At 40.6% G+C, this 22,599-nt stretch carries 26 protein-coding genes and 1 pseudogene; 3 read left to right on the plus strand and 24 right to left on the minus strand.

Translation table 11 applies throughout. The features are described 5' to 3' along the window. Positions 1-27: 27 nt before the first annotated feature. From HMPREF9074_RS06375 to HMPREF9074_RS06410, 8 genes and pseudogenes are all read right to left on the minus strand, one after another. Positions 28-639: a phosphoribosylanthranilate isomerase gene (locus HMPREF9074_RS06375; protein ID WP_009390460.1), complete on the minus strand. Its 612-nt coding sequence runs from the start codon at positions 637-639 to the stop codon at positions 28-30. Between the two features lie 34 nt (positions 640-673). Further along, positions 674-808, minus strand: a pseudogene (locus tag HMPREF9074_RS06380) (PIN domain nuclease); the annotation flags it as partial. After that, on the minus strand, positions 805-1,062 hold the full coding sequence (locus tag HMPREF9074_RS06385; RefSeq protein WP_009390458.1) for a hypothetical protein: 258 nt from the start codon (positions 1,060-1,062) through the stop codon (positions 805-807). The pseudogene HMPREF9074_RS06380 and the gene HMPREF9074_RS06385, both read right to left, overlap by 4 nt. A 75-nt stretch (positions 1,063-1,137) precedes the next feature. Further along, complete coding sequence (locus HMPREF9074_RS06390; protein ID WP_009390457.1) at positions 1,138-1,863, minus strand: indole-3-glycerol phosphate synthase TrpC; 726 nt, start codon at positions 1,861-1,863, stop codon at positions 1,138-1,140. Positions 1,864-1,872: 9 nt separating this feature from the next. Beyond that, positions 1,873-2,178 carry a type II toxin-antitoxin system RelE/ParE family toxin gene (locus HMPREF9074_RS06395; RefSeq protein WP_009390456.1) on the minus strand — a complete coding sequence of 102 codons (306 nt, stop codon included), beginning with the start codon at positions 2,176-2,178 and terminating at the stop codon, positions 1,873-1,875. Next, entirely contained in the window at positions 2,163-2,387 is a 225-nt protein-coding gene (locus HMPREF9074_RS06400; RefSeq protein ID WP_034540042.1) for a hypothetical protein, read from the minus strand. The genes HMPREF9074_RS06395 and HMPREF9074_RS06400 overlap by 16 nt, the downstream gene beginning before the upstream one ends. 40 nt (positions 2,388-2,427) lie before the next feature. Next, the gene (trpD, locus tag HMPREF9074_RS06405) at positions 2,428-4,062 is read right to left on the minus strand and encodes an anthranilate phosphoribosyltransferase (protein WP_009390454.1); all 1,635 of its coding nucleotides are present in this window, start codon (positions 4,060-4,062) and stop codon (positions 2,428-2,430) included. 155 nt (positions 4,063-4,217) lie between these two features. Then, positions 4,218-5,492, minus strand: a complete 1,275-nt coding sequence (locus HMPREF9074_RS06410) for an anthranilate synthase component I family protein (RefSeq protein ID WP_009390453.1) — start codon at positions 5,490-5,492, stop codon at positions 4,218-4,220. 234 nt (positions 5,493-5,726) lie between these two features. On the opposite strand from HMPREF9074_RS06410, the gene HMPREF9074_RS06415 reads away from it, so the two are divergent. The 3 genes from HMPREF9074_RS06415 to HMPREF9074_RS06425 all read left to right on the plus strand — a co-directional run bounded on the left by HMPREF9074_RS06415 (position 5,727) and on the right by HMPREF9074_RS06425 (position 7,575). Then, positions 5,727-6,221: an energy transducer TonB gene (locus HMPREF9074_RS06415; protein WP_009390452.1), complete on the plus strand. Its 495-nt coding sequence runs from the start codon at positions 5,727-5,729 to the stop codon at positions 6,219-6,221. Between the two features lie 102 nt (positions 6,222-6,323). Then, the gene (locus HMPREF9074_RS06420; protein WP_009390451.1) at positions 6,324-6,692 is read left to right on the plus strand and encodes a DUF1573 domain-containing protein; all 369 of its coding nucleotides are present in this window, start codon (positions 6,324-6,326) and stop codon (positions 6,690-6,692) included. Between the two features lie 154 nt (positions 6,693-6,846). Beyond that, positions 6,847-7,575 carry a hypothetical protein gene (locus tag HMPREF9074_RS06425; RefSeq protein WP_009390450.1) on the plus strand — a complete coding sequence of 243 codons (729 nt, stop codon included), beginning with the start codon at positions 6,847-6,849 and terminating at the stop codon, positions 7,573-7,575. 83 nt (positions 7,576-7,658) lie between these two features. On the opposite strand, the gene asnS is transcribed toward HMPREF9074_RS06425, so the two are convergent. The 16 genes from asnS to HMPREF9074_RS12830 form a co-directional block, all read right to left on the minus strand. Continuing rightward, positions 7,659-9,089 (minus strand): asparagine--tRNA ligase, encoded by a 1,431-nt coding sequence (gene asnS / locus HMPREF9074_RS06430; protein WP_009390449.1) that lies wholly within the window; start codon positions 9,087-9,089, stop codon positions 7,659-7,661. A 37-nt stretch (positions 9,090-9,126) separates the two neighbouring features. After that, entirely contained in the window at positions 9,127-10,788 is a 1,662-nt protein-coding gene (locus HMPREF9074_RS06435; RefSeq protein ID WP_009390448.1) for an MBOAT family O-acyltransferase, read from the minus strand. Positions 10,789-10,790: 2 nt separating this feature from the next. Continuing rightward, complete coding sequence (locus tag HMPREF9074_RS06440; RefSeq protein ID WP_009390447.1) at positions 10,791-12,248, minus strand: SGNH/GDSL hydrolase family protein; 1,458 nt, start codon at positions 12,246-12,248, stop codon at positions 10,791-10,793. A 4-nt stretch (positions 12,249-12,252) separates the two neighbouring features. After that, positions 12,253-14,142: an ABC-F family ATP-binding cassette domain-containing protein gene (locus HMPREF9074_RS06445; protein ID WP_009390446.1), complete on the minus strand. Its 1,890-nt coding sequence runs from the start codon at positions 14,140-14,142 to the stop codon at positions 12,253-12,255. A 97-nt stretch (positions 14,143-14,239) separates the two neighbouring features. Then, entirely contained in the window at positions 14,240-15,466 is a 1,227-nt protein-coding gene (locus HMPREF9074_RS06450) for a BaiN/RdsA family NAD(P)/FAD-dependent oxidoreductase (protein ID WP_009390445.1), read from the minus strand. Positions 15,467-15,554: 88 nt separating this feature from the next. After that, the gene (locus tag HMPREF9074_RS06455; protein WP_009390444.1) at positions 15,555-15,989 is read right to left on the minus strand and encodes a PepSY-like domain-containing protein; all 435 of its coding nucleotides are present in this window, start codon (positions 15,987-15,989) and stop codon (positions 15,555-15,557) included. Between the two features lies 1 nt (position 15,990). Then, complete coding sequence (locus tag HMPREF9074_RS06460) at positions 15,991-16,437, minus strand: PepSY-like domain-containing protein (RefSeq protein WP_009390443.1); 447 nt, start codon at positions 16,435-16,437, stop codon at positions 15,991-15,993. Positions 16,438-16,492: 55 nt separating this feature from the next. Continuing rightward, a complete protein-coding gene (locus HMPREF9074_RS06465; RefSeq protein ID WP_009390442.1) occupies positions 16,493-16,888 on the minus strand; it encodes a PepSY-like domain-containing protein in 396 nt (131 codons plus the stop codon). A gap of 26 nt (positions 16,889-16,914) precedes the next feature. Continuing rightward, a complete protein-coding gene (locus tag HMPREF9074_RS06470; protein WP_009390441.1) occupies positions 16,915-17,589 on the minus strand; it encodes an ABC transporter ATP-binding protein in 675 nt (224 codons plus the stop codon). Then, complete coding sequence (locus HMPREF9074_RS06475) at positions 17,589-18,155, minus strand: Smr/MutS family protein (RefSeq protein ID WP_009390440.1); 567 nt, start codon at positions 18,153-18,155, stop codon at positions 17,589-17,591. The genes HMPREF9074_RS06470 and HMPREF9074_RS06475 overlap by 1 nt, the downstream gene beginning before the upstream one ends. Continuing rightward, entirely contained in the window at positions 18,142-18,300 is a 159-nt protein-coding gene (locus HMPREF9074_RS12370) for a hypothetical protein (RefSeq protein ID WP_009390439.1), read from the minus strand. Before HMPREF9074_RS12370 ends, HMPREF9074_RS06475 begins: the two co-directional genes overlap by 14 nt. Positions 18,301-18,304: 4 nt before the next feature. Next, positions 18,305-19,477 carry a nicotinate phosphoribosyltransferase gene (gene pncB / locus HMPREF9074_RS06485; protein ID WP_009390438.1) on the minus strand — a complete coding sequence of 391 codons (1,173 nt, stop codon included), beginning with the start codon at positions 19,475-19,477 and terminating at the stop codon, positions 18,305-18,307. Positions 19,478-19,591: 114 nt separating this feature from the next. Further along, positions 19,592-20,785: an aspartate aminotransferase family protein gene (locus tag HMPREF9074_RS06490; protein WP_009390437.1), complete on the minus strand. Its 1,194-nt coding sequence runs from the start codon at positions 20,783-20,785 to the stop codon at positions 19,592-19,594. Beyond that, a complete protein-coding gene (locus HMPREF9074_RS12375; protein ID WP_009390436.1) occupies positions 20,782-20,958 on the minus strand; it encodes a hypothetical protein in 177 nt (58 codons plus the stop codon). Before HMPREF9074_RS12375 ends, HMPREF9074_RS06490 begins: the two co-directional genes overlap by 4 nt. An 83-nt stretch (positions 20,959-21,041) precedes the next feature. Beyond that, positions 21,042-22,322, minus strand: coding sequence for a WG repeat-containing protein (locus tag HMPREF9074_RS06495; protein ID WP_034540046.1), 1,281 nt, complete (start codon positions 22,320-22,322; stop codon positions 21,042-21,044). Positions 22,323-22,342: 20 nt separating this feature from the next. Next, positions 22,343-22,582, minus strand: coding sequence for a WG repeat-containing protein (locus HMPREF9074_RS12830; protein ID WP_009391869.1), 240 nt, complete (start codon positions 22,580-22,582; stop codon positions 22,343-22,345). Positions 22,583-22,599 lie beyond the last annotated feature (17 nt).

The following is a 22,599-nucleotide window of genomic DNA, read 5'->3' on the forward strand; positions in this document are numbered from 1 at the left end:
GTATTCATTTGCTAATTCTCTAATTTGCTAATTTGCTAATTTTTCTATAAGTCTTTGTATAAGAGAGCGATTTTTGCGGTCGTTTATTTCTACTTTGCTGTTCACATCTAGTATGGCAGGCTGATAGCTAAGGGCTTCTTGCAGATTGTTTTCCTCTATACCACCTGCTAATACAAATGAGTAAGCGGACATTCCTTTTAGCACCTCCCATCGAAAGGCGATGCCGTTACCACCTTTGTTAGCCCCTTTAGTGTCAAACAGAGGATACTGTATATAAGGAAGATAAGCCGATATGTCAGGCAGGGTATCCCATACAGCGAAAGCCTTCCAGAGGCTAATCCCTTCTTGTTGAAGCGTTTGGCAATATTGGGGCGACTCACTGCCGTGTAGTTGTACGATGTCAATTTTAGTAGCAGCTATGGTCTGCTGTATCATTTGCAAAGGCGCATCTACAAACACCCCTACCGCCAGCTTCCCCGCTTGGTGTATCTTCTCAACTATAGATGTAGCAAGGTCAATATTCACATAACGTTTGCTATTTTCGGCAAATATACAACCAAAATAATCAATAGCCAAATCACCGAGCGCTTCAATTTCAGCTACACTCCTGATACCACATATTTTTAGTTTTGTAATCATTTTTGCTTTTTATAAAGATGTTTTCTTACTTGAGTTCTTCAATCTCTTCAATAAGATAATCAGGTACTAAAAATTGTATATTCCCCCTCTCGTTTAATATTTTAGCAATTTCTCCTTGCGGAGCAGCTAAAGCACTATAAAATATATTGGTGTCAGTAATAACTATCATAATATATTATTATCAGCTACTTTTTCGTAGAATCGTTTAGCGGCTGCTTTTTTAGTTTTTTTCGAGAGGTCTAAGATAAAATCTTTATAAGCAAGAGGCATTCCATCTTCATCTTCCTCTAATACTTTGGGTGCAACAGTGGCTACTTTAGCCTCTCTTTTCTTCTTAACGTCTACGAAATCAAGACTTTTAAGAAATTGTACAAGGCTTTCTGCTTGCGCGCTATTACTGTTTATGGTTATTGTGTAAGACATAGTATTCAGTGTTTGTATTTAGTGCAAAAATATAGAATAATCGTCAAATTAGCAAATCGACAAATCAGCTAATCCTTAAATCTCCCCTTTCATTAGGGCTTCCCCTATTAAGAGGGCATCAACCCCTAATTGTTCAGCATAAGCGATATCTTCTGAGCTGTGGAAACCGCTTTCGCTTACAACTATCAGTTTTTCTCGTCTCTCTTTGGGTAGTTGCTGCAGCAACTGTTTGGTAGTGGCGAGCGATACCTCAAAGGTATTAAGATTGCGATTGTTAATACCGAGTATAGCCAATTCAGGAATGGCAAGAGCGCGCTCCAGTTCGTGGGCATCGTGTACCTCTACTAATACATCTAAATCCAAATCTTGCGCCAAACGGTGTAGCGACAGTAGCTGAGTGTCGTTTAGCATACGCACGATAAGCAGTATAGCCGAGGCGCCTAAAAACTTGCTATGTGCTACCTGAAAAGGAGTGTAAATAAAATCTTTGCGCAAGATAGGTATAGTAGGGATAGCCTCTTTTACGCGGGGTATAAACAGATTATCACCTTTGAAATACGCCTCTTCCGTAAGGATAGAAAAGGCAGCCACACCCTTTTGTTGGTAAGATTGCGCTTGAGGGATAAGCTCAAACTGCTCATTTGCTATTGGTCCTTTAGAGGGCGAGGCGCGTTTTATCTCACCTATAATGCTAATACCTTTTTTTGATAAAGCCTCTTTAAACGAAGGGCGTTGCAGCAAAGTCCGCTCTCTTTCAAGCTGTACATCGCGCTGTTTTTTTATTTCTAATAGTATATCCATTGCTCTTTTTTAAAATGGTAGTTTTTTAGGGTTATCTCTGTTGTCAAAAAAGAAAACCACTTCTATTTTATCAGGAAAAACCTCGTAAAATAATGAAAAATTATAAAGTATTACCGCTCTTCTGATTTCTTTCAGAGGAGTTTCATATACAATAGGGTTTATAAAGGGATATTCAGAGATTCTCTTTTCGGTTGCCTCTACTGCTGCTATAATTTTTAGGGAATAAGCAGATGAATCGTTATGTTCAATCCAAAAATCTAAGATTGAAAGATAGGCTTTTTCTGCTTTTGGCGCCCATATTATCTTCCGGCACATAAAATTCTTGCTTTTTTATGAACATCAGCGCTTGCAATTCCTTTTCCTTCGCGCAATTCTTGCCAACCTTGTTCAATACCCTCTATAACTTCTAAAGGCAAAGTAGGCATTTCATTTTTCTGAACCTCTAATCCTATGGCTTCCAATACGCGTACCGCCATTTGATACTGTTCAAATGTTATTTCTTGATTAAACTGTATACTTCTCATATTTTTCTTGATTTTATATGCCGCAAAAATAACAAATAATCTACAAACTATCAATTGTCAATTGATAATAGTTCCAAACCTTTCCGTTCCTAATAGCCTCTTCTATAAGAGGTTTAGCCTCCATAGGGTGTTTCACTACGTTGGCAGTATAGAGGGCAAACATAGCGTTGAGCATCACTATATCAGCTTTAGCCCCGCGCTCTTCGCCTCTAAGGGTGCGACGCAGTATCTCAGCGTTTTCTTTGGGAGAGCCTCCCTCTATCTCAGCGTGAAAAGCACGCTTAAAACCAAACATTTCAGGAGCAATGCTGTATTCTAATAGCTTGTTGCCCTTTACTTCTACTATTTTCGTCTCATCGCAGAGCGTTATTTCGTCCAACCCATCATTACCTCTTACCACCAAAGCGTGTTCTCTGCCCAATAGCTGAAGCGTTTCAGCATAAAGACGCATTACAGGCTCGTGATAGAGCCCTACCAACTGATATTTTAGGTGAGTGTTAGGGTGCAAAAGAGGCCCTAATACGTTGAAAACCGTACGTATACCCAATCGCTGACGTACCTCGCGCACTTCACCTACTAATTTGTGAAAGAAAGGAGCGTGAAAGAAAGCCACCCCTTTGCTGTCCAAAGTCTGTAGTTGTTTAACCAATGAAGATTCTAGCGGCACGCCTAATTCTTGCAGTACATCACTACTGCCACTTTTGCTGGTAACCGAGCGGTTGCCGTGTTTAGCAACTCTAACCCCCATCGCCGCTACTATAAAGGCTACAGTGGTCGAAATGTTGATAGTCTTCAGTCCGTCGCCGCCAGTGCCACAGAGGTCTATCATAGGGCGGTCATCGGCAAAGGTAGTACTGTATGCCAATAGGTTGCGTACAAAAGCAGTAAGCGATTCCGGATACAGACTCTTCTCGCTGATGAGCACCAACAGAGCCCCGAGCTGCACTATGTCATACTGCTTACTGTTCAGTACGGCACATATTTCTTTAAAATCAGGGTCAGCAAGCGGTAGGTTATCCTGTAGCTTTTTCAGATGTTTTCTAAACACCTCATCGGCATAAGCCTTCTGCTTGTCAGCATTGTCTTGTGTGGGGAGAGCCACCTGCGTACCTACCAAAAAGTTCTTTATAATGTTCTTACCGTATTCAGTAAAAAACGATTCAGGGTGAAACTGTATGCTGTGTATGGGCTTGTGGCGGTGCTGCAAAGCCATTATTACCCCATCGTCCGAAAGGGCGGTAATTTTTAGTTCTTCAGGCAGCGTGTCTTTATCCACGTATAGCGAATGATAGCGCATCACGTTGAAACGCGGTGGCAACCCTTTAAAAAGAGTCGCCTCTTTATCCACAACCTCCATTTCAGAAGTCTTGCCGTGCAGGGGCGTTTCAAGGCGAGCTATAGTAGCCCCGTGTACAAGCCCGAATGCCTGATGCCCCAAGCAGATACCCAAAATCGGAATATCAGTAATTTCCTTCAGAATTTCTAAGCAAATACCACTATCTTTAGGGTGTTTAGGGCCTGGCGAAAGCACAATGCGAGTAGGCTGAAGAGCCCGTATTTCAGCAAGCGTAAGCGCATCGTTGCGCACTGTTTTCACTTCCTCATCAGTCAGTTCGCTGAGGTATTGTGCCACGTTAAACACAAATGAATCGTAATTATCTATTAGTAAAATCATATCAAAAGTAAAACAAAGAGAACTTATTTATATTGTATCCTTATACTGAACTTATATTAAATTATGATGTTCGTCTATATTGACCGTCACATCTCCCCCTTTATTGACCATCGCATCTCCCCCTTTGAAGGGGGCAGGGGGGATGTTTCTAAAAATTATTGATTCTTACAGTATTGCGTAAAAATATTAAGCACAGAGGCTCTTTTGTGCTGTATTTCAGCGTATTCCCTTTCAGGCACCGAGTCATACACTATACCCGCACCGGCCTGTATAAATACCCGCTGCTGACGGCTGTTAGGGTGTGCCGCCTCAAAGAAAGCACTCCGTATCACTATTGCCAACTGCACATTGCCATTGAAGTGCAAAAAGCCTATCCCCCCGCCATATACGTTGCGAGCGTAGGTCTCCAGCTCCCCAATAAGCTCCATAGCCCGTATTTTAGGAGCGCCGCTGAGTGTTCCTGCCGGAAAAACGATAGAAATCACCTCAAAAGGCGATACGTCAGCCCGTTTATTGCCATACACATCCGATACTATGTGCATAATATGCTGGTAACGCAGTACGTGCATCATATTTTTAACGCTAACCGACCCTTTTTCGGCAAACTTCCCTATATCATTCCGTGCTAAATCCACTAACATACGGTGTTCGGCACACTCTTTAGGGTCGCTAAGGAGTTCTTGCTCCAAACGCACATCTTCATTCGCATCTTTCCCACGAGGTCTCGAACCCGCAATAGGGGCTATATGTATTTGGTTGCCGGTAATATCTACTAAAATCTCCGGACTTGAGCCTACTACATCGCCATACGGAGTGGGGAAGTGGAACATATAAGGCGAAGGGTTTGCCTGAGAGAGCAAGCGGTAGAAAGTAAGCGAGTCCAAATTGGTAGCCAAACAAAGCTGCTCGCTAAGCACCACCTGAAACACATCGCCCGAGCGAATATACTCTTTAGCCTTCTCCACTATTGCCCCAAAGTGCTCGCTTTCCTGTTGCAAGTCAGTGTGTATATGATAGGTAGGAGCCTGTGCCGAATCCTCTATAACCTCATCACCTTTTTGCAGAAAATCAAAATACACCCCCTCCTCACCGTAGCAAGAGTACACTTTGTTTATTTTAGAATAGTGTAGGTAGGCTTTAGCATTAGCAAAGACAAAAGGCGGAAAGAAATATTGAGCGTCAGTTTTCTGCGGAATATGTTCAAAAAAATGAATAGTTTCATACGCGAACACCCCAAAGAGTCCCGCAAAAGGCGCTATAGGCGTTTGCTGCTGAAAATACTGTTCAAGGGCAGCGTAGCTATAGTCAGTTGCATCTATATAATCAGCGTCTATGCCAATGATAATCTGATTGTTATCTTCAGCCAGATACGAGTTCGGGAAGCGCTTTCGCAAGCGGGTGTAATAGTATAAAGGTTCTTTAGTAAGCATACAGATTCACTTTAAAGTTGCAAACATACGAAAAAAATAGCGAATTTGCAAACAGAAAAATTTTCTGTAGCCATTTACCCTATACAAACGATATACAAACAATATAGGAAGAACGAAGGATAGACGAAGATTTAGCGAAGTATAAACGTCTAATAATAGGTCAAAAACCAGAAAAATATACTACTCTCAAACTTTGGCATATTTATTGTGCTTTTTTTCAAAAACAGATAGATAATGAAACTCTTACCAAAAATCCTTTTAGTACTATGTTTAGCAGTAGTAGCCAATAGCTATGCACAAGAAGAAATTGTCGCTCCTTCAGACGATGAAAAACCTGTTGAGATTCCCTATTTTATTATAGAAGAAAAACCTATGTTCGAAGCCTGCAAAGAAGTTCCTAACGACAAGCAATATCAATGTTTTAAAGAGCAGCTAGACAAGCACGTGAAGATACATTTTAAATATCCTCCTGAAGCCCTAGCTCAGGAGATACAAGGAAAAGTGGCTATAGCTTTTCGCATCAATACTGATGGTACTGTCAGTATAATAGGGAAGCGAGCCGCTAACAAAATATTGGAAGAAGAAGCTGTCTTCCTTATCAGAAGCCTACCCTGCTTTATCCCAGGTAAAATGAGAGGAGTTCCAACAGCTGTAACCTATGCTTATTTCATTAATTTCAAACTGCCAGACGATTATAATAATCCACAAATCAGCAAATCGGCAAATTGACAAATCGGCAAATTGACAAATTGACAAATCATACTTTGGCACGATTATTGTAACTGTACCTAACGTAAAAAACAACTAATTTATAATTTAATTTTTTATACTATGAAAAAGTTTTTAACATTTGTGTTTTTAGCATTTTTTGGTGTAATGGCTTATGCCCAAGACGCAGAAATTTCATTCAAAGCTGAAGAAATCGACTATGGTAACATCAAACAAGGTGCTGATGGCGTGCGTGTGTTCGAATTTACTAATACTGGTAAAGCACCGCTCGTAATCACTAACGTAGCTTCTTCTTGCGGTTGTACTGTTCCTTCTTGGACAAACCAACCTGTAGCACCAGGGGCTAAAGGAAAAATTGAAGTAAAATACGATACCAATCGCGTAGGCCCAATCAGCAAAACGATTACCGTAACTTCTAACGCTAAAACCAATCCCGTAAAAGGATTGCGCATTAGAGGTAATGTTCAATAATCCATAACTATTTATATTTTAATTACTCCTAAAAGTCGCCTACTTTCCCTATACCCTGTAGGCGACTTTTTTTTGTTAAAAATGTTATAAAAAAGAACGGGGTATCGTTATTTTGTGTATCTTTGCCCCCGAAAAAACTAAATAAAAATAAACTATGAAATTACACGCAATCACATTCGCCGCAGCTCTTTTTGCTGCTCATTTAGCTACCGCTCAGGTAGAACAACCTATGGTAGGTACAGTTACTGATACAGTTTCTTCTACAGTTATATTAGGCTCTGATGTAGCTACTCAAGCACAACAAGAGGCTGCCCTAAAGGCTGAAAAAGAACAGCTCAAAGCACAACAACAAGCGCAAAAAGAACAAGAAAAAGCCCTAAAAGCTGAAGAAAAAGCGCTAAAGGAAAAAGCTAAAGCTGAAGAAAAAGCCAAGAAAGAAGCTGAAAAAGCTAAGAAAGCTGAAGAAAAGGCTAAAAAAGAACAAGAAAAAGCTGAGAAAAAAGCTAAAAAAGAAGCTGAAAAAGCCAAAAGAGCTGAAGAAAAAGCTGCTAAAGAAAAAGCTAAAGCTGAAAAGAAAGCTAAAAAAGAACAAGAAAAAGCTGAAAAAGCCAAAGCTAAAGCTGAAAAAGAAGCTCAAAAGAAAAAACGACAATTGAGCAAAGCTAATAGCGAAGTAGCTAAAGTAGAAGCTAAAATAACTAAAGCTAAAACCGATTTAGCTAAAGAGCAAAACAAATTTGATATGAAGAAAGCTAAAGGGGCTCTTTCTCCTCAAGACGAAGCTAAATTCAAAGGCAAATTGCTCGAAAAACAGCAAAAAATCAACAGCTTAGGTCTAGACCTTATCAAAGCTAAAGAACGCGTAAACAAATACTCTATGTAATCCGTTACGTTTAAACCATAATAATAGAGAGGACTATCATTCTGATAATCCTCTCTATTTTTTATTTACCTTTTAAATATCTATTAAAACTCAGCACTCTGTGGAGTACGTGGGTAAGGTATTACATCGCGTATATTAGTCATACCGGTAGCAAAGAGTACCAAACGCTCAAAGCCTAACCCAAAACCACTGTGTACAGCAGTACCAAACTTGCGGAGGTCTAAGTACCACCAAAGAGTTGCTTCGTCCATATTCAGATCAGCGATTTTCTTTTTAAGCACCTCATAGCGCTCTTCACGCTGCGAACCCCCTACTATTTCGCCAATACCAGGGAAGAGGATGTCCATAGCGCGTACCGTCTTACCATCGTCATTTAGGCGCATATAAAACGCTTTGATGTTTGCCGGATAGTCATAGAGTATTACAGGGCATTCAAAGTGTTTTTCTACCAAATAACGCTCGTGTTCACTTTGCAAGTCAATACCCCATTCGTCTACAAGGTATTGGAATTTCTTCTTCTTATTGTGGTTGCAATTCTTTAGAATGTCGATGGCCTCAGTATAGCTTACGCGTTTAAAGTCGTTGTTTATCACAAACTCTAACTTCTCAATAAGCGACATAGAGCTGCGTTCTTGTTGTGGTTTGCCTTTTTCTTCTTCTAAGAAACGTTTGTTGAGGAACTCAAGGTCATCACGACGTACTTCTAAGGTGTATTTTAGCACATACTTAATAAAGTCTTCAGCCAAATTCATATTGTCGATAAGGTCGAAAAACGCCATTTCAGGCTCTATCATCCAGAACTCGGCTAAGTGGCGTGAGGTATTAGAGTTTTCAGCACGGAAAGTAGGCCCAAAAGTATAAATCTTACCAAGAGCCATTGCAAAAGTCTCACCTTCTAACTGTCCTGATACGGTAAGATTAGTTTCGCGTCCAAAGAAGTCTTTTTTATAATCTACCTTTCCATCTTCAGTTAGCGGTGGATTTTTAGCGTCTAAAGTTGTTACGCGGAACATCTCGCCAGCTCCTTCAGCATCGCTACCGGTGATGATAGGCGTATTTACATAGAAAAAGCCATTGTCTTGGAAGTATTTGTGAATAGCATATGCCAGAGTAGAGCGCACACGCATTACAGCGCTAAAGGTATTAGAGCGCACGCGTAGGTGGGCATTTTCGCGCAAAAACTCAAGGGAGTGTTTTTTAGGCTGTATAGGGTATTCTTCAGGATTACTGTCGCCTAATATACTAATAGTAGTAGCTTGTACCTCTACTGCCTGTCCTTTCCCTTGACTTTCTACCACTTGTCCTTTCACTTCTATAGCGGCTCCGGTAGTGATGCGCTTTAGTAGTTCAGGGTCTGTATTTTCAAAATCGACCACTACTTGCACATTCTCAATAGTCGAGCCGTCATTTAGGGCGATAAAACGGTTGCTGCGGAAGGTGCGTACCCACCCTTTAAGGGTGATTTCGCCCTGTATGCTTTTGCCTTCTTGCAATAATTGTTTGATATACAACATAATTCTGATTTTTTATAATGTCTAATTAATTGTGTTTTTAAAACTGAAAATATATAAACGGTTGAATGTCGGTAGAATACGCCTGATAACAGATAAGCACTACGACTAAGGTTATAGCTACTTTCACTGTGTAATGACTTTGGGCAAATACGTACTCTATATAATCTTTCCAACGTTGTGGCAGCCAATGGGTGATATACCCAATAATGATGATAGCCAGAGGTATATTATTGTGCCTTATGATGCTCATTGCCGAATCCCAGTCCATATTATGGGCTACTTGTGCAAACCACTGATTCACTCCCTCCATATCATTACTGCGGAAGAAAATACGGGTAAAAGTGATAAACGAAAAGGTAAAGAGTATCTTCCAAGCTCTTGCCACCCAAGAGGCACTATTCTCATACGGACTTACTTTGCGCCAGTATTTATAGGCTATCACTCCCAAACCATTGAGTCCGCCCCAAATAGCGAACTTCCACGCAGCTCCGTGCCATAGCCCCCCGATGAGCATCGTCAGCATTATATTGATGTTGGTAGTGAGATACCGTTCAAAAGGTTTGTAGAAAAACGCCACTACTGACCCTATGATTAATAGCGAACCAGTTATGAGGGTAAAGGTGAGATTGCCAATAGCGACCACTAATATCACTACGAAGATGAGCGAGAATACAAAGGTGCCCAATGTGCTATTGCGATTGCCCCCCAGTGGTATGTATAGATAATCTTTTAGCCACGTAGAGAGTGAGATGTGCCAGCGCTTCCAGAAATCACCGCAATTGAGTGCTTTATAAGGAGAGTTAAAATTGACAGGCAGCTTAAAGCCTAAGAGCAGAGCTACCCCTATAGCAATATCAGTATAACCAGAAAAGTCGCCGTAAATCTGTAGCGAATAGCCTATCAGAGCCAGTAGGTTCATAAAACCCGTGTGCATAGCAGGGGCATCGAATACTTTGTCGAGGAAGTGCATTGCTATAAAGTCAGCAAAAATCATCTTTTTGATAAGCCCTTTCAAAATGAGGAAAATAGCCTTGTTAAACTCTTCTTTGCTAACAACTGTTTTCTTCAGTATCTGAGGTACAAACTCTTCAGCTCTTACTATAGGCCCTGCTACCAACTGAGGGAAGAAGCTCACATAAAAACCAAAATCCAACATTGATTTCAGCGGAGCTATCTTCTTCCGGTAGATATCTACTGTATAGCTGATGGTCTGAAACGTATAAAACGAAATACCTACTGGCAGTATAATATCGTCAACGCTGAAGTAGCCCTTGTAATTGAAGCCATTAGCCCAATAAGCTAAATAGTTGAATGTTTGGTGGTGAGTCTGAAAGAGAACATTATAGGTGTCAGTGAAGAAATAAGCGTATTTGAAATACGAAAGCACTAATAAATTCAGACAGACACTTATTGTTACTGCTATTTTGCGGCGTAGTTCCTCTTGATGTTGGTCGATGTAATGCCCTAAATAGAAGTCGGTGACAGTGCTAAATACTAATAATAAGACGAATAACCCACTAGCTTTGTAATAGAAATAGAAGCTGGCTATCAGCAAAAATAGATTTCGCAAGTGTCTTCGTTTGTATATAAGCGCAAAAACCGCATACACCAAAGCGAAGAATATCCAAAAGTCTATTCGCACAAAGGTGAGCGGGTGTTGTGGGTCAAAGGTAAAGAAATTATTAAAAAAATCTGTCATAATTATTCCACTGAGGCAAGGTCGTTATGTAGGCACTGATAAAACACTTCTGATATAAGTTTGGTACCTTTCGGACTAAAATGTACGTAATCTGAGGCAGCCATTCCTTGTTTTACCCAAGAAATCATTGAGTTTTCGCCACCCATAGCTTCGTACATACTAAAGTAGGCTACGTCGTTCTTCATACATTCTTCTTTCATCAGGTCGTTGAGTTTAGGTAAGAAAGGATAAGTGAGTCGCTGTCCATTGCGCGAGGTGGTCATATCACCAGGGCCTAACAGCATAAACATCGCGTTAGGGTTAGCGCGTTTTACCCATTTCATATTGAATATTAGTCCCTCTACGTATTCTCTTAACTGCTGGTCTGTTTTCATATAGGGGATAGTGTTCCCTCCGTATTGGAAGATGAAAAGGTCGGGCTGACGGTCTACTGACATTTGTCGGTAGTTCTCATAATTCATACGTGTAAAGATGCGCCCCGCCTCGCCTCGCATCGCCACATTATCCATACGTACACCTGTGTCGGCATCGAGGGTAACCCCATAAAAATCAGGACTTACACGTGCTTCTAATTCTATTTTGAGTTCTTTAGGTGTAGTAGCAAAATTTAGCTTGTAGTTGTGGTATTTGCCATCTGAAATAAGGCTATCTGTTTTGATAATATTGCCGTTTTCATATACTTTTATCTTCACCTTTCCTATTGCATTGCCATAATGCAAGCCAAATTTAGTATAGTGTTGCAATCGAGCATACGATTTAGCTGAAGGTTTTATGGTAAAAGAGGCTTTGCTCACCGATAGTCCGGTAGTATCTTTGGCATAATTAGTAAAACGCGAGTAGGTAGCAAAAAGTCCATACATATCGTGCCCTACCTTGCGACGCTGTTTGCGGTCGAAAAAGGCGTAACGCACCCAGTTGCCCGAGGTGGTTATATCTATACTATTTTGGTTATACACCACTTTTATAGGGAAGAAACCAGGCCCTCCACCATTAAAAGCAAGCTGTAGTCTATTGCGCACATAGCCGGTAATGCGATCGCCTTCTATTTGCGAGTCGCCGTAGTGTACTATTTGGCAAACACCTTGTCTGAGCTTGTTTTTCAATCGTTTAATGTAGTCTATACGGTTGCCGGGGTAGTATATTTTGCCCTCTACATTGGTCTCTAACTTATGTAGACTGTCATTGGCAATAGTGTCATTCGTTGCCAGTTTGTCAGTCTTTTCATCTACAATAGTATTGGTCTCTTTGATGAGCTCATTTAGCTTGTTGTTTTCTTTCTCTTTTGATTTAAACAACATCCCCAATATATCGGGGGTAGGATACCGTAGCATAGTATTGCCAAAGGATATACCCTCTCGCACCGTACCGCTATCGGTGATGTGATAACTGCTAAAGAGCGTCATTGTAAAAAGGGCTACAAGTACGCCTATGATAAAAAATAAAATTTTCTTAGGGTGCATATCGTTAGCTCATTAGGTTTTCCCACTCAGTCATCAGTTCCTCCAGCATTCTCTTTTTCTGTTCGTATTCTTTATAATAATCATTGCTTTGTACTCCCTGCCCCATCTGTATATCCATCTGTTTTAGTTCCTCTTCGAGGGCAGCTATTTGGTTTTCTATCTTATTGAGCTTGTTTTGGGCAGCTTTCTGCTGTTTTTGTTGCTCAAAACTTAGCTTTTCAGCACTTGTAGTTGCTTTAGTAGGGGCAGAGAGCGTTTCTTTTTGCTGCTCCATCTCTCTAAAGTTAGCTACGGCACGTTGTTCTAAGTAGAAATCTATATCGCCGAGATATTCTTTTATGTTCTTATTCTTAAATTCGTATACTTTATCAGTTAGCCCTTGCAAGAAATCTCGGTCGTGCGATACGATGATGAGCGTACCTTCAAATTGCTGTAGGGCTTTCTTTAGCACATTTTTCGATTTGATGTCTAAGTGGTTAGTAGGCTCGTCCATTACTAACACGTTGAAGTCTGAGAGCAACATTTTAGCCAAAGCCAAGCGGTTGCGCTCGCCTCCTGATAGTACTTTCACTTTCTTGTCTACCTCATCGCCTCTGAAGAGAAAAGAACCGAGTATATCGCGTATTTTCATACGGTTAGTGTCATCGGCAGCGTGGTACATAGTATCGAGCACTGTCAGCTCGCCGTCTAAATAGTCGGCTTGGTTCTGAGCAAAATACCCTAACTGTACATTGTGCCCTAACTTAATAGTGCCTTGGTAGTCGGTTTCGCCTATAATCATTTTGGCAAGGGTCGTTTTTCCTTGTCCGTTTTGTCCTACGAAGGCTATCTTGCTGCCTCGTTCTACTAACAGACTCACGTGGCTTAGCACCTCTTTTTCGCCGTAGCTCTTCGATACATCGTCTATCTCCAATACCACTTTACCGGGGGTAACTGATACGGGGAAGCGCACATTCATCACAGCATTGTCCTCTTCATCTACCTCTATGCGATCTATTTTGTCGAGTTTTTTGATAAGCGATTGTGCCATAGAGGCTTTAGAAGCTTTAGCACGGAACTTTTCTATCAACTTCTCTGTTTGTTGTATCTTTTTCTCCTGATTCTTTTGCGAAGCGAGTTGTTGTTCGCGTATTTCTTGCCTAAGTTCTAAAAACTTGCTGTAAGGTTTAGGATAATCGTATATCTTGCCTACCGAAATCTCTATGGTACGGTTGGTTACATTGTCTAAAAACATCTTATCGTGCGAAACGATTACCACAGCGCCACTATAAGTAGTTAGGAATTGCTCTAACCATATAATCGATTCGATGTCTAAGTGGTTAGTAGGCTCGTCCAGCAGCAAGATGTCATTGTTTTGCAATAGCAATTTAGCCAACTCTATACGCATACGCCAGCCACCCGAAAAGCTATCGGTTAGCTTGTCGAAATCACTGCGCTGAAAGCCCAACCCCAAGAGTACTTTTTCGGTCTCGCCTTGGTAAAGGTAGCCTCCGATAAGGTCGAAGCGGTGGGTGTAATCGCTTAGCATATCTAGTAGATTGTGATAACTTTCGCTCTCGTAGTCGGTGCGCGTTTCTATTTGGTGGTGTATATCGTCTAACTTTTGCTCTAATGTTTTGATTTCGCCAAAAGCCTGATAGGCTTCCTCTAGAATAGTACGCCCTTTTACGAAGTCGATATCTTGCTTTAGAAAGCCGATACGCACATCTTTGTCAGCTGCTATAGTGCCAGAGTCTGGTTTTAGCTCGCGCGAAAGCAGTTTGAGCATAGTTGATTTACCTGCTCCATTCTTGCCGATAAGTCCTACACGGTCGCCCGCATTGAGCATAAAAGCTACCTCTTCAAAAAGGTATTCGCCTTGAAAAGAAACAGATAAGTTATGAACGTTAAGCATAGAAACTAATTACAATATTACAAAAACGCGGCAAAGATACAAAACAATTGACAATTGACAATTCAAAAAACAAAATTCATACTTCAAAATTCAAAAATCATAAGGCTTCACTGATAAGATAGCCTCCTGTCCAAGCATTTTGAAAGTTAAAACCACCCGTAACGGCATCAATATCTAGCACTTCGCCTGCTAAGTAAAGATGCTTAAATAGCTTGCTCTGATAGGTTTTGAAGTCTATTTCTGAGAGTTTTACTCCGCCTGCTGTTACGAACTCTTCTTTGAAGGTGTTTTTGCCAATAATACTAAAGCGGCTTTGGGTCAGCACTTTCGCTAACTGTTGTAGTTGAGATTTATTGAGTGATGCCCATTGTTGTGCAGGGGCAACTCCGGCACTTTCTAATAGGGCTTCCCATAGGCGTTTGGGTAGCTGAAATAGGGTAACACTTTGCATGGCTTTGCGTCCGTGCCTCTGTTTGCAATCTTGTAGTTGCAGGAGCACCTCGTCATAGCTAAGGGCTTGGTCATCTGTTGTAGCAAAATTGACTTCCATTAGGCACTGATAGTTTAATGAGGCTAACACTCTTGCCCCCCAAGCTGAAGCACGCAATACAGCAGGGCCGCTAAACCCTTTGTGGGTGAAGAGTAGCGGTGCTCTTTCGCTTATCTGAAGAAAATCGCCTTTTTGATTAAAAAGCTGTACCGTAGCGGTTACGGCTATACCCGAAAGAGTTTTAGCCCATTCGGTAGCCGTTTGAAAGGTAAAGAGTGAAGGCACAGGAGGTACTATAGTATGCCCTAAATTGGCTAAGAGCTGCCATATTTTGGGGTTACTACCTGTAGCGATAACAAGCCGTTTTGCCGTAAAAGTACGGTTAGCAGTGCGTACTTGCCACCCTTGTTCAGCAGGGCTGATAGCCTGTACATTCTGTTGGGTGAATAGCTCTATACTGTGCTGGGCTATGGCTTTCAGAAAGCAATTTATGATACTTTCTGAACTATCTGAAGCCGGAAATACGCGTCCATCATCTTCTGTTTTTAGGGGTACACCATGCGACTCAAACCACTCCATCACATCGCCGCACATAAACCGGTGAAACGGACTGAGGAGTTCTTTATAACCACGCGGATAGTTACGCACTAATTCGGCAGGAGTAAAAGTAGCATTGGTGAGGTTGCAACGCCCGCCCCCCGAAATGCGTACTTTTTGTAGCACCTCTTTGCTTTTCTCGAGAATCGCTATGCTAAAATCGGGGTGCTTTTCAGCAGCATTGATAGCAGTAAAAAAGCCCGCAGCCCCACCGCCTATAATCAAAAGGTCGTACATAAATAATTGACAATTGATAATTAACAAAAAGAAACTTTGCCAAAGTCTTTCCTAAAAAACACTTTGGCAAAGCCTATTCAAAAGAATTTTACTTTACTTCTATAAAGTTAAAATTATCGTCAAATTTTAGTTTTTGTCCATCAGTAACTTTTACTTTGTAAGTTTTTTTGGAGATACTGTGTGATATTTCTTTGATAGATTCAAAGGGGAAAGTAGCATTTACGTGAGCTAATATCTTTTCAGGAACTACGTGATCAGGCACTTTTCCTCTATGTACTTTTATTTCTTTCCAGTCGCCTTCGCCGTTAAACTCTATTTCAAGCCCATCTTTGAAGATAACAGAGAATTCTTCATCTTTATAATCGACATCTTTCCATACTGAATTGATGTCGGCTACTAAAAAGTGTTGCCGTACAAAGTTGATTGCATCAGCGGGTAGTTCGTTAAAATCTACTTTTCTGTCTTGTGCTGTAGCTACTTGTAGCGAAAAAGCAGCTAAGATAGCAAATAATATTTTTTTCATATTAGTCGTCTATTTTTAAAAATTTACCATTCAAATTAAAATCTAAGTCCAATCCGTTAGAGAGGCTTACCTCATATTTTCTTCTTTCTTTCTGAATTTCTTTGATGAGGACATTAGGATAATTTTTGTGTACGTATTTGCTTATTTTAGCAGGTACTATTTTAGCAGGTACAGCTCCGTTGCGCGCTTTTACTTCTTTCCAGTCGCCATTAGCACGAAATTCTACTTCAGTGCCATCGGCAAAGAGCACGGTGTAATCTTCTACTCTACCTTTTTCATTGTCTTGCCATACTGAAACGATGTTATTGGCAGAAAAGTTCTGATTGATAAATGTTTGTGCACTAGTAGGCAGTGACTGAACTGGTATCAATCCGTCTTCTTGAGCGTTAGCTACCCCAAAAGCAAATAGGGCAAAAGCTACAGTTGATAATTTTTTTAATGTATTCATTTTATTATTATTTATTTGATACAATTTTTCTTGAAAGCAAAAGTAATGCCACTTTTTAATAATTACCTATAGGGTCGCCTGCTTTATTGAAAAACAAAGCACTTTTAGAACCTACAATTTCTACTTTGTAGCCTATGTTAGTCTTGCTAATCGATTCAATGATGAAAGAGCGTTCAGCGGCATAATCGGCTATTTTCTTAGGAAAGAAATCAGTTGGGATACTATTGCCGTCTTCGGCTTCTACTTTTAGCCAATCGCCGTTTTCAGCAAATTCTATTTCGGTGCGATCTTTCAGTTTTACCGAATAGCCATTCGTATCACTCTCGCGCTCTACTTCTTGCACCGTTGTATGCGCAAAATAAGTGTTGATAAAATTGTTGGCCGACTGAGGTAGCGAAGTACAAGCTGTTAGCCCGCAAACCATAAGGGTCATTAATAAGATTTTCTTCATAAATGTATATGTTAATTTTAAAGTTACTAATCTGCTAATTTGCTAATTATCTTTCCGTCTACCATTACTAACTTTCTATCAGCCATAGCTGCCAATTCCTCATTATGGGTTACGATTACGAAAGTCTGGTTGAACTCTTTTCTGAGCTGAAAAAACAGTTGATGTAGGTGCTCTGCACTCTCAGAGTCGAGGTTACCACTGGGTTCGTCAGCAAATACCACATCGGGCTGGTTTATCAGGGCGCGCGCTACCGATACTCGTTGCTGTTCGCCCCCCGAAAGGGCATTAGGCTTATGATGGGCACGTGCCCCCAAATGCAGAAAGTCTAATAACTCCATAGCGCGCTTTTCAGCTTCTTTTTTGCCAACCCCTTTGATAAAGGCAGGAATACAGATGTTCTCTAAAGCCGTAAATTCGGGCAAGAGTTGGTGAAACTGAAAGATAAAACCTATATGCTCATTGCGGAATTTAGCAAGGTTTTTAGACGAAAGTGCTAGTATATCTGTGCCATTGATACGCAGTGAGGCTTCAGTATTAGCATCTGGACTGTCTAAGGTGCCTAAAATGTGCAGCAAGGTAGTCTTTCCTGCCCCTGAGGCTCCTACTATCGACACTATTTCAGCTTTTGCTACCTCTACCGATACGCCTTTGAGCACTTCCAACGTTTTATAGGTTTTGTGTATGTTAGTTGCTTCAATCATTATTTTGCTTTTTGGTAGATATACACTTCGGTGGCGCCCACCCCATATTTGGCATATTCGGCATCGTAGAAAGTAACATTAGAATAGCGACCTAACAGAAACTCTAATTCGGTGCGCAATACTCCTTCGCCAACCCCGTGAATGAACACTACCCGCTGAATGCGCTGGGCGATAGCGAACTCTAACTGGCGGCGTGCTGTTTCGAGTTGAAGGGTAAGCATATCATAATTGGTCATATTCCTTGTAGAATCAACTAATTGTTCTATGTGCAAATCTACCTCCATTGGGGGTATGGACTTTTCGCGTTTGGTAAGGGGTGCTTTCTGACGTCTTTTAGGGAGCACATCTTTTCTGAGGCTCTCCTCGTCTATCGTAGCAAAAGCACTTTTTATAGGCACTTCCTCACTGATAGCCACTACTTCGTCGGGGCGAAAGCTAAGCTCGAAGCCTTCGGTGCTGAGCATCGTTACCTCTTGTGGCGTTACGCGCACTACGTGTCCTTTTATGGTGTCGTCTAATACTTCTATGTAATCTCCTATATTCACTAATTTGCTAATTGTCTTCATTTTTAGAGGATAAACCTCTTGATACGAGATAGACCCCAGCCATTAGCAAGGAAACCCCTACTACTAATAGCACTTGGTCGTACTCCGGAAAAAGATACCGCGATAAGGCTACCGCAATACCTGCTATCATCAATGCGTATTTCATAAGATTATTCAATTCCTAATATTCCTTTTGCAAGGGCTATCATCTTAGGGTCGCCTGTATGCTTGTTAGGCTCGTCTGATAGTTTTACGGTAGGTACCCATTCGTCGTCGCTGGTTAGTACTTCGGTTAGCTTCATCACTATATTCATAGGGCGTAAGCCTACATCGTTAGTCAGGTCGGTGCCTATACCGAATGAGATGCCTATCTTGCCTTTGCACGCCTCAGTAATAGCCTGTACTTTCTTAGGATTTAGTCCGTCAGAGAAAATAATGTATTTTGATAGCGGGTCGATACCCATTTTCTTATAGTGTGCTATGGTTTTTTCGGCAAATACTATCGGGTCGCCGCTATCGTGGCGTACCCCGTCAAAAAGTTTGCTGAATTTCTTGTCGAACTGCTTAAAGAACACATCGGTAGTGTAGGTGTCTGATAGCGCGACCCCAAGGTCGCCTCTGTACACATCTACCCAGTGCTCTAATGAAAGGGCGTTTGCCATTTTGTAGCTGTACTCGGCAGCGTGAAACATAAACCATTCGTGGGCGTGCGTACCTATCGGTTTTACCTTGTATTTCATAGCGAAATGCACATTGCTTGAGCCCATAAAGGTACTACCATAGCCTTCTAAGAGGGTACGCATTACGATGTCGTGTACGTGGTAAGAATGTCGCCTACGGGTACCAAATTCGGCAAAAACTACTCCTAACTCTTTGTATAACAATTCTTTTTCTCTGGTATTAGCAATTACCTGAGCGTCTGTCCACGCAGTAGCATTCATTAGCTGGTAGTACAATTCGCTGATGATAGACAGTAAAGGCACTTCCCAAAGAATAGTGCGATACCAATGTCCTTCAACAGTTACCTTTAGGTCGCTACCCTCTTGGGCGATATGCACCTCAGAGGGGTCGTAGCGATAGCCCTCTAAAAAATCTAAGTATAGCGGACTTAAATAGGGGCAGTTCTTCACCAAGAAAGCTTTTTCGTCTTTAGTGAGTTTAAGATCTGCCATAGCATCAACAGCGGCGCGTAGGGCTTTGTCAAATCCTTTGGGAAACTCGTGTTTACCCCTGTTGATAAAGGTATAGCGCGCTTTAGTTTTTGGGAATAGCTGCACCACCCCGCACTGCATTGTGAATTTGTAAAAATCGTTATCTAATAAAGATGTTAGTACTTTGCTCATATTGATAGATTTGTCAATTTGCTAATTTGTCGATTTCTCGGCAAAGATAATAAATAATCTTAAATTAGCAACCTTTCCTCTTGTTTTTCGTCTCTTGTCTGATGTCTTTTGTTTTTAGAACTTCGTTTTTGCTACCTCAAGGGCTTCTAAGATGATGTCGCAACCCTCTTTTATTTCGGCTTCGCTAAGGGTGAGTGGAGGTGAAAGGCGTACAGCACGACCTTCAAACAATAGCCAATACACTATTAGCCCTCTGTCTTGACAATAGTTAATCACAAAATCAGCTATTTCTGAACTTTTAACGATAACCGCTAACATCAGTCCTTTGCCGTTTACACTCTCGATAAGGGGGTGTTGTAAGTATTTTCTGAAAAGCTTTTCTTTCTCTAAGGTTTGAGCCATTAGATCGGTGGTGAGCAGCTGGTTGAGGGTAGCCAGAGAGGCTGCTGCAATCACAGGGTTACCGCCAAAGGTGGTGATATGCCCCATTTTAGGGTTATTTGCCAATAGCTGCATACGCTCGTAAGACGATACGAAAGCCCCCACCGGCATACCGCTTGCCATACCCTTGCCTATAGCGATAATATCGGGGGTGATGCCGTAGTTCTGAAAACCAAAGAGCTTACCGGTGCGCCCGAAACCAGGTTGTATTTCGTCTATAATCAGCAGGGCACCTACCTCTTCGCAACGGCGTTTTACCTTGATAAGGTAATCGTTTTGGGGCTCAATAAAGCCAGCCCCTCCTTGTATGCTTTCTAAGACTACCCCAGCGGTGCGCTCGGTTATTTTCAGTATATCAGCCTCGTTGTTAAACTCTATAAAATCTACATCGGGTAGGAGCGGACGAAACGGACGCTTGCGCTCCTCATAGCCCATTAGGCTCATCGACCCCTGTGTATTGCCGTGATACGCATTTTTGGCAGCTATCAGTTGGGTGCGCCCTGTTACACGTTTCGCCAACTTTACTGACCCCTCAATGGCTTCCGTACCCGAATTTACCAAATAGGTAGTGTTGAGTTCGGGGGGTAGTTGTGTCGCGAGGAGCTTGCAGAAGTCTACCGCAGGCTTTTGTATGTACTCGCCATAGACCATTACGTGCATATAAGTAGCGCATTGCTCTTGTATGGCTTTCACTACCGCAGGGTGGCAATGCCCTAAGGTACAAGCCGATACCCCTGCTACAAAATCTAAATATTTCTTACCGTCGGTAGTGTAGATATAGCTACCTTCGGCGCGCTCTACCTCCAATAATCGCGGATAAGGCGAAGTAGGAGCTTGATATTTTAGAAAATCTTGTTGTTGATTCATTCTTTTTCTTCTTTTATAATTTTAACCATTGGGCTGGGGTCTATACGGCTAATAGCATTCCCTTTGTATCGCAATTCAAAAAAGCCATTAGTTTTGCCTTGTATAGTGCCGTTAATATACAATTTAGCTTTTAGTATTGATGAGTTGTCAAAAGTAGCATCTTGTATTTTCAAATCGTATGCTTCTATATCAGCTATGCAGTTAGTAATAGAGTGTAAAGTAATATGTTTTTCATATTTGTAATATTTTTTAAAAGTTATTTGGCTATGGGGTGGTCGGCAGGGGCATTATTACAGTCTTTCACACATTCTCCTTTTTGGTTTATATAGAACCATTTGTTATTTAGCTTTACTTGTGCTAATCCTTCTGAAAAATCCGCAACATAATCATACTTTATAGGAATCACTTCTTTGCCTGTTTTATCTATAAAGCCATATTTATCATTCAATTTTACTTTAGCTAATCCTTCTGAAGGACTTTCAGCATCATCATACTTTATAGGAATCACTTCTTTACCTGTTTTATCTATAAAACCCCATTTGTTATTTAGACTTACGGCTGCTAATCCTTCTGAAAAATACCAAACATCATCATACTTTATAGGAATCACTTCTTTACCTGTTTTATCTATAAAACCATATTTTCCATTCAAACTCACGCTTGCTAATCCTTCTGAAAAACTATCTGCATCATCATACTTTATAGGAATCACTTCTTTACCTGTTTTATCTATAAAACCCAATTTGTTATTTAGCAGAACTCTTGCTAATCCTTCTGAAAAAAGCCAAATATCAACATACTTTATAGGAATCACTTCTTTACCTGTTTTATCTATAAAACCATATTTGTTATTTAGGCTAACCTTTGCTAATCCTTCTGAAAAATCCCAAACATCATAATTATACTTTATAGGAATCACTTCTTTACCTGTTTTATCTATAAAACCATATCTATAATTCAAACTCACGCTTGCTAATCCTTCTGAAAAACTGCTCGCATCATCATACTTTATAGGAATCACTTCTTTACCTGTTTTATCTATAAAACCATATCTATCATTCAATTTTACTAAAGCTAATCCTTCTGAAAAAACCCTAGCATTATCATACTTTATAGGAGTCACTTCTTTACCTGTTTTATCTATAAAACCATATTTTTTATCTAATATTACTAAAGCTAATCCTTCTGAAAATCTATCTGCATAATTATACTTTATAGGAATAACTTCTTTACCTGTTTTATCTATAAAACCCCATTTGTTATTTAGCCTAACGTTTGCTAATCCTTCTGAAAAACCCCAAGCATTATCATACTTTATAGGAATCACTTCTTTACCTGTTTTATCTATAAAACCATATTTTTTATCCAATCTTACCATTGCTAATCCTTCATAATATTTACCTTTCCAAGCGTACTTCTTTGTTTGTTGCACAGGCTGGGCAGACGGCTCTTTTTTTACCTTTTCTTCAGGTAGCAGACCTTGCGCATAGGTTAGGGTAGCAGTTAGTAATAGAGTGTAAAGTAATATATTTTTCATCTTTGTTATATTTTTAAAAATTATTTGGTTATGGGGTGTCCTGCTGGGGCTTCATCACAAAACTCTGCACACTCACCTTTCTTGTTTATTTCAAACCATCTATCAAGTTCAGTGGGGCGAACTAAAGCTACTCCTCCTGAGAAACTTTTTGCATCAAAATATCTTGTAGGAATAACCTCTCTCCCTATTTTATCAATAAACGTGTTTAAACTTTTTTTAGGAACTTGGAGATAAACCCTAATAAAAGCATTCCAATCCAAGTTACATCAAGATACTC

This window comes from Capnocytophaga sp. oral taxon 329 str. F0087 (assembly GCF_000213295.2).
In the GTDB taxonomy this organism is placed as follows: domain Bacteria; phylum Bacteroidota; class Bacteroidia; order Flavobacteriales; family Flavobacteriaceae; genus Capnocytophaga; species Capnocytophaga leadbetteri_A.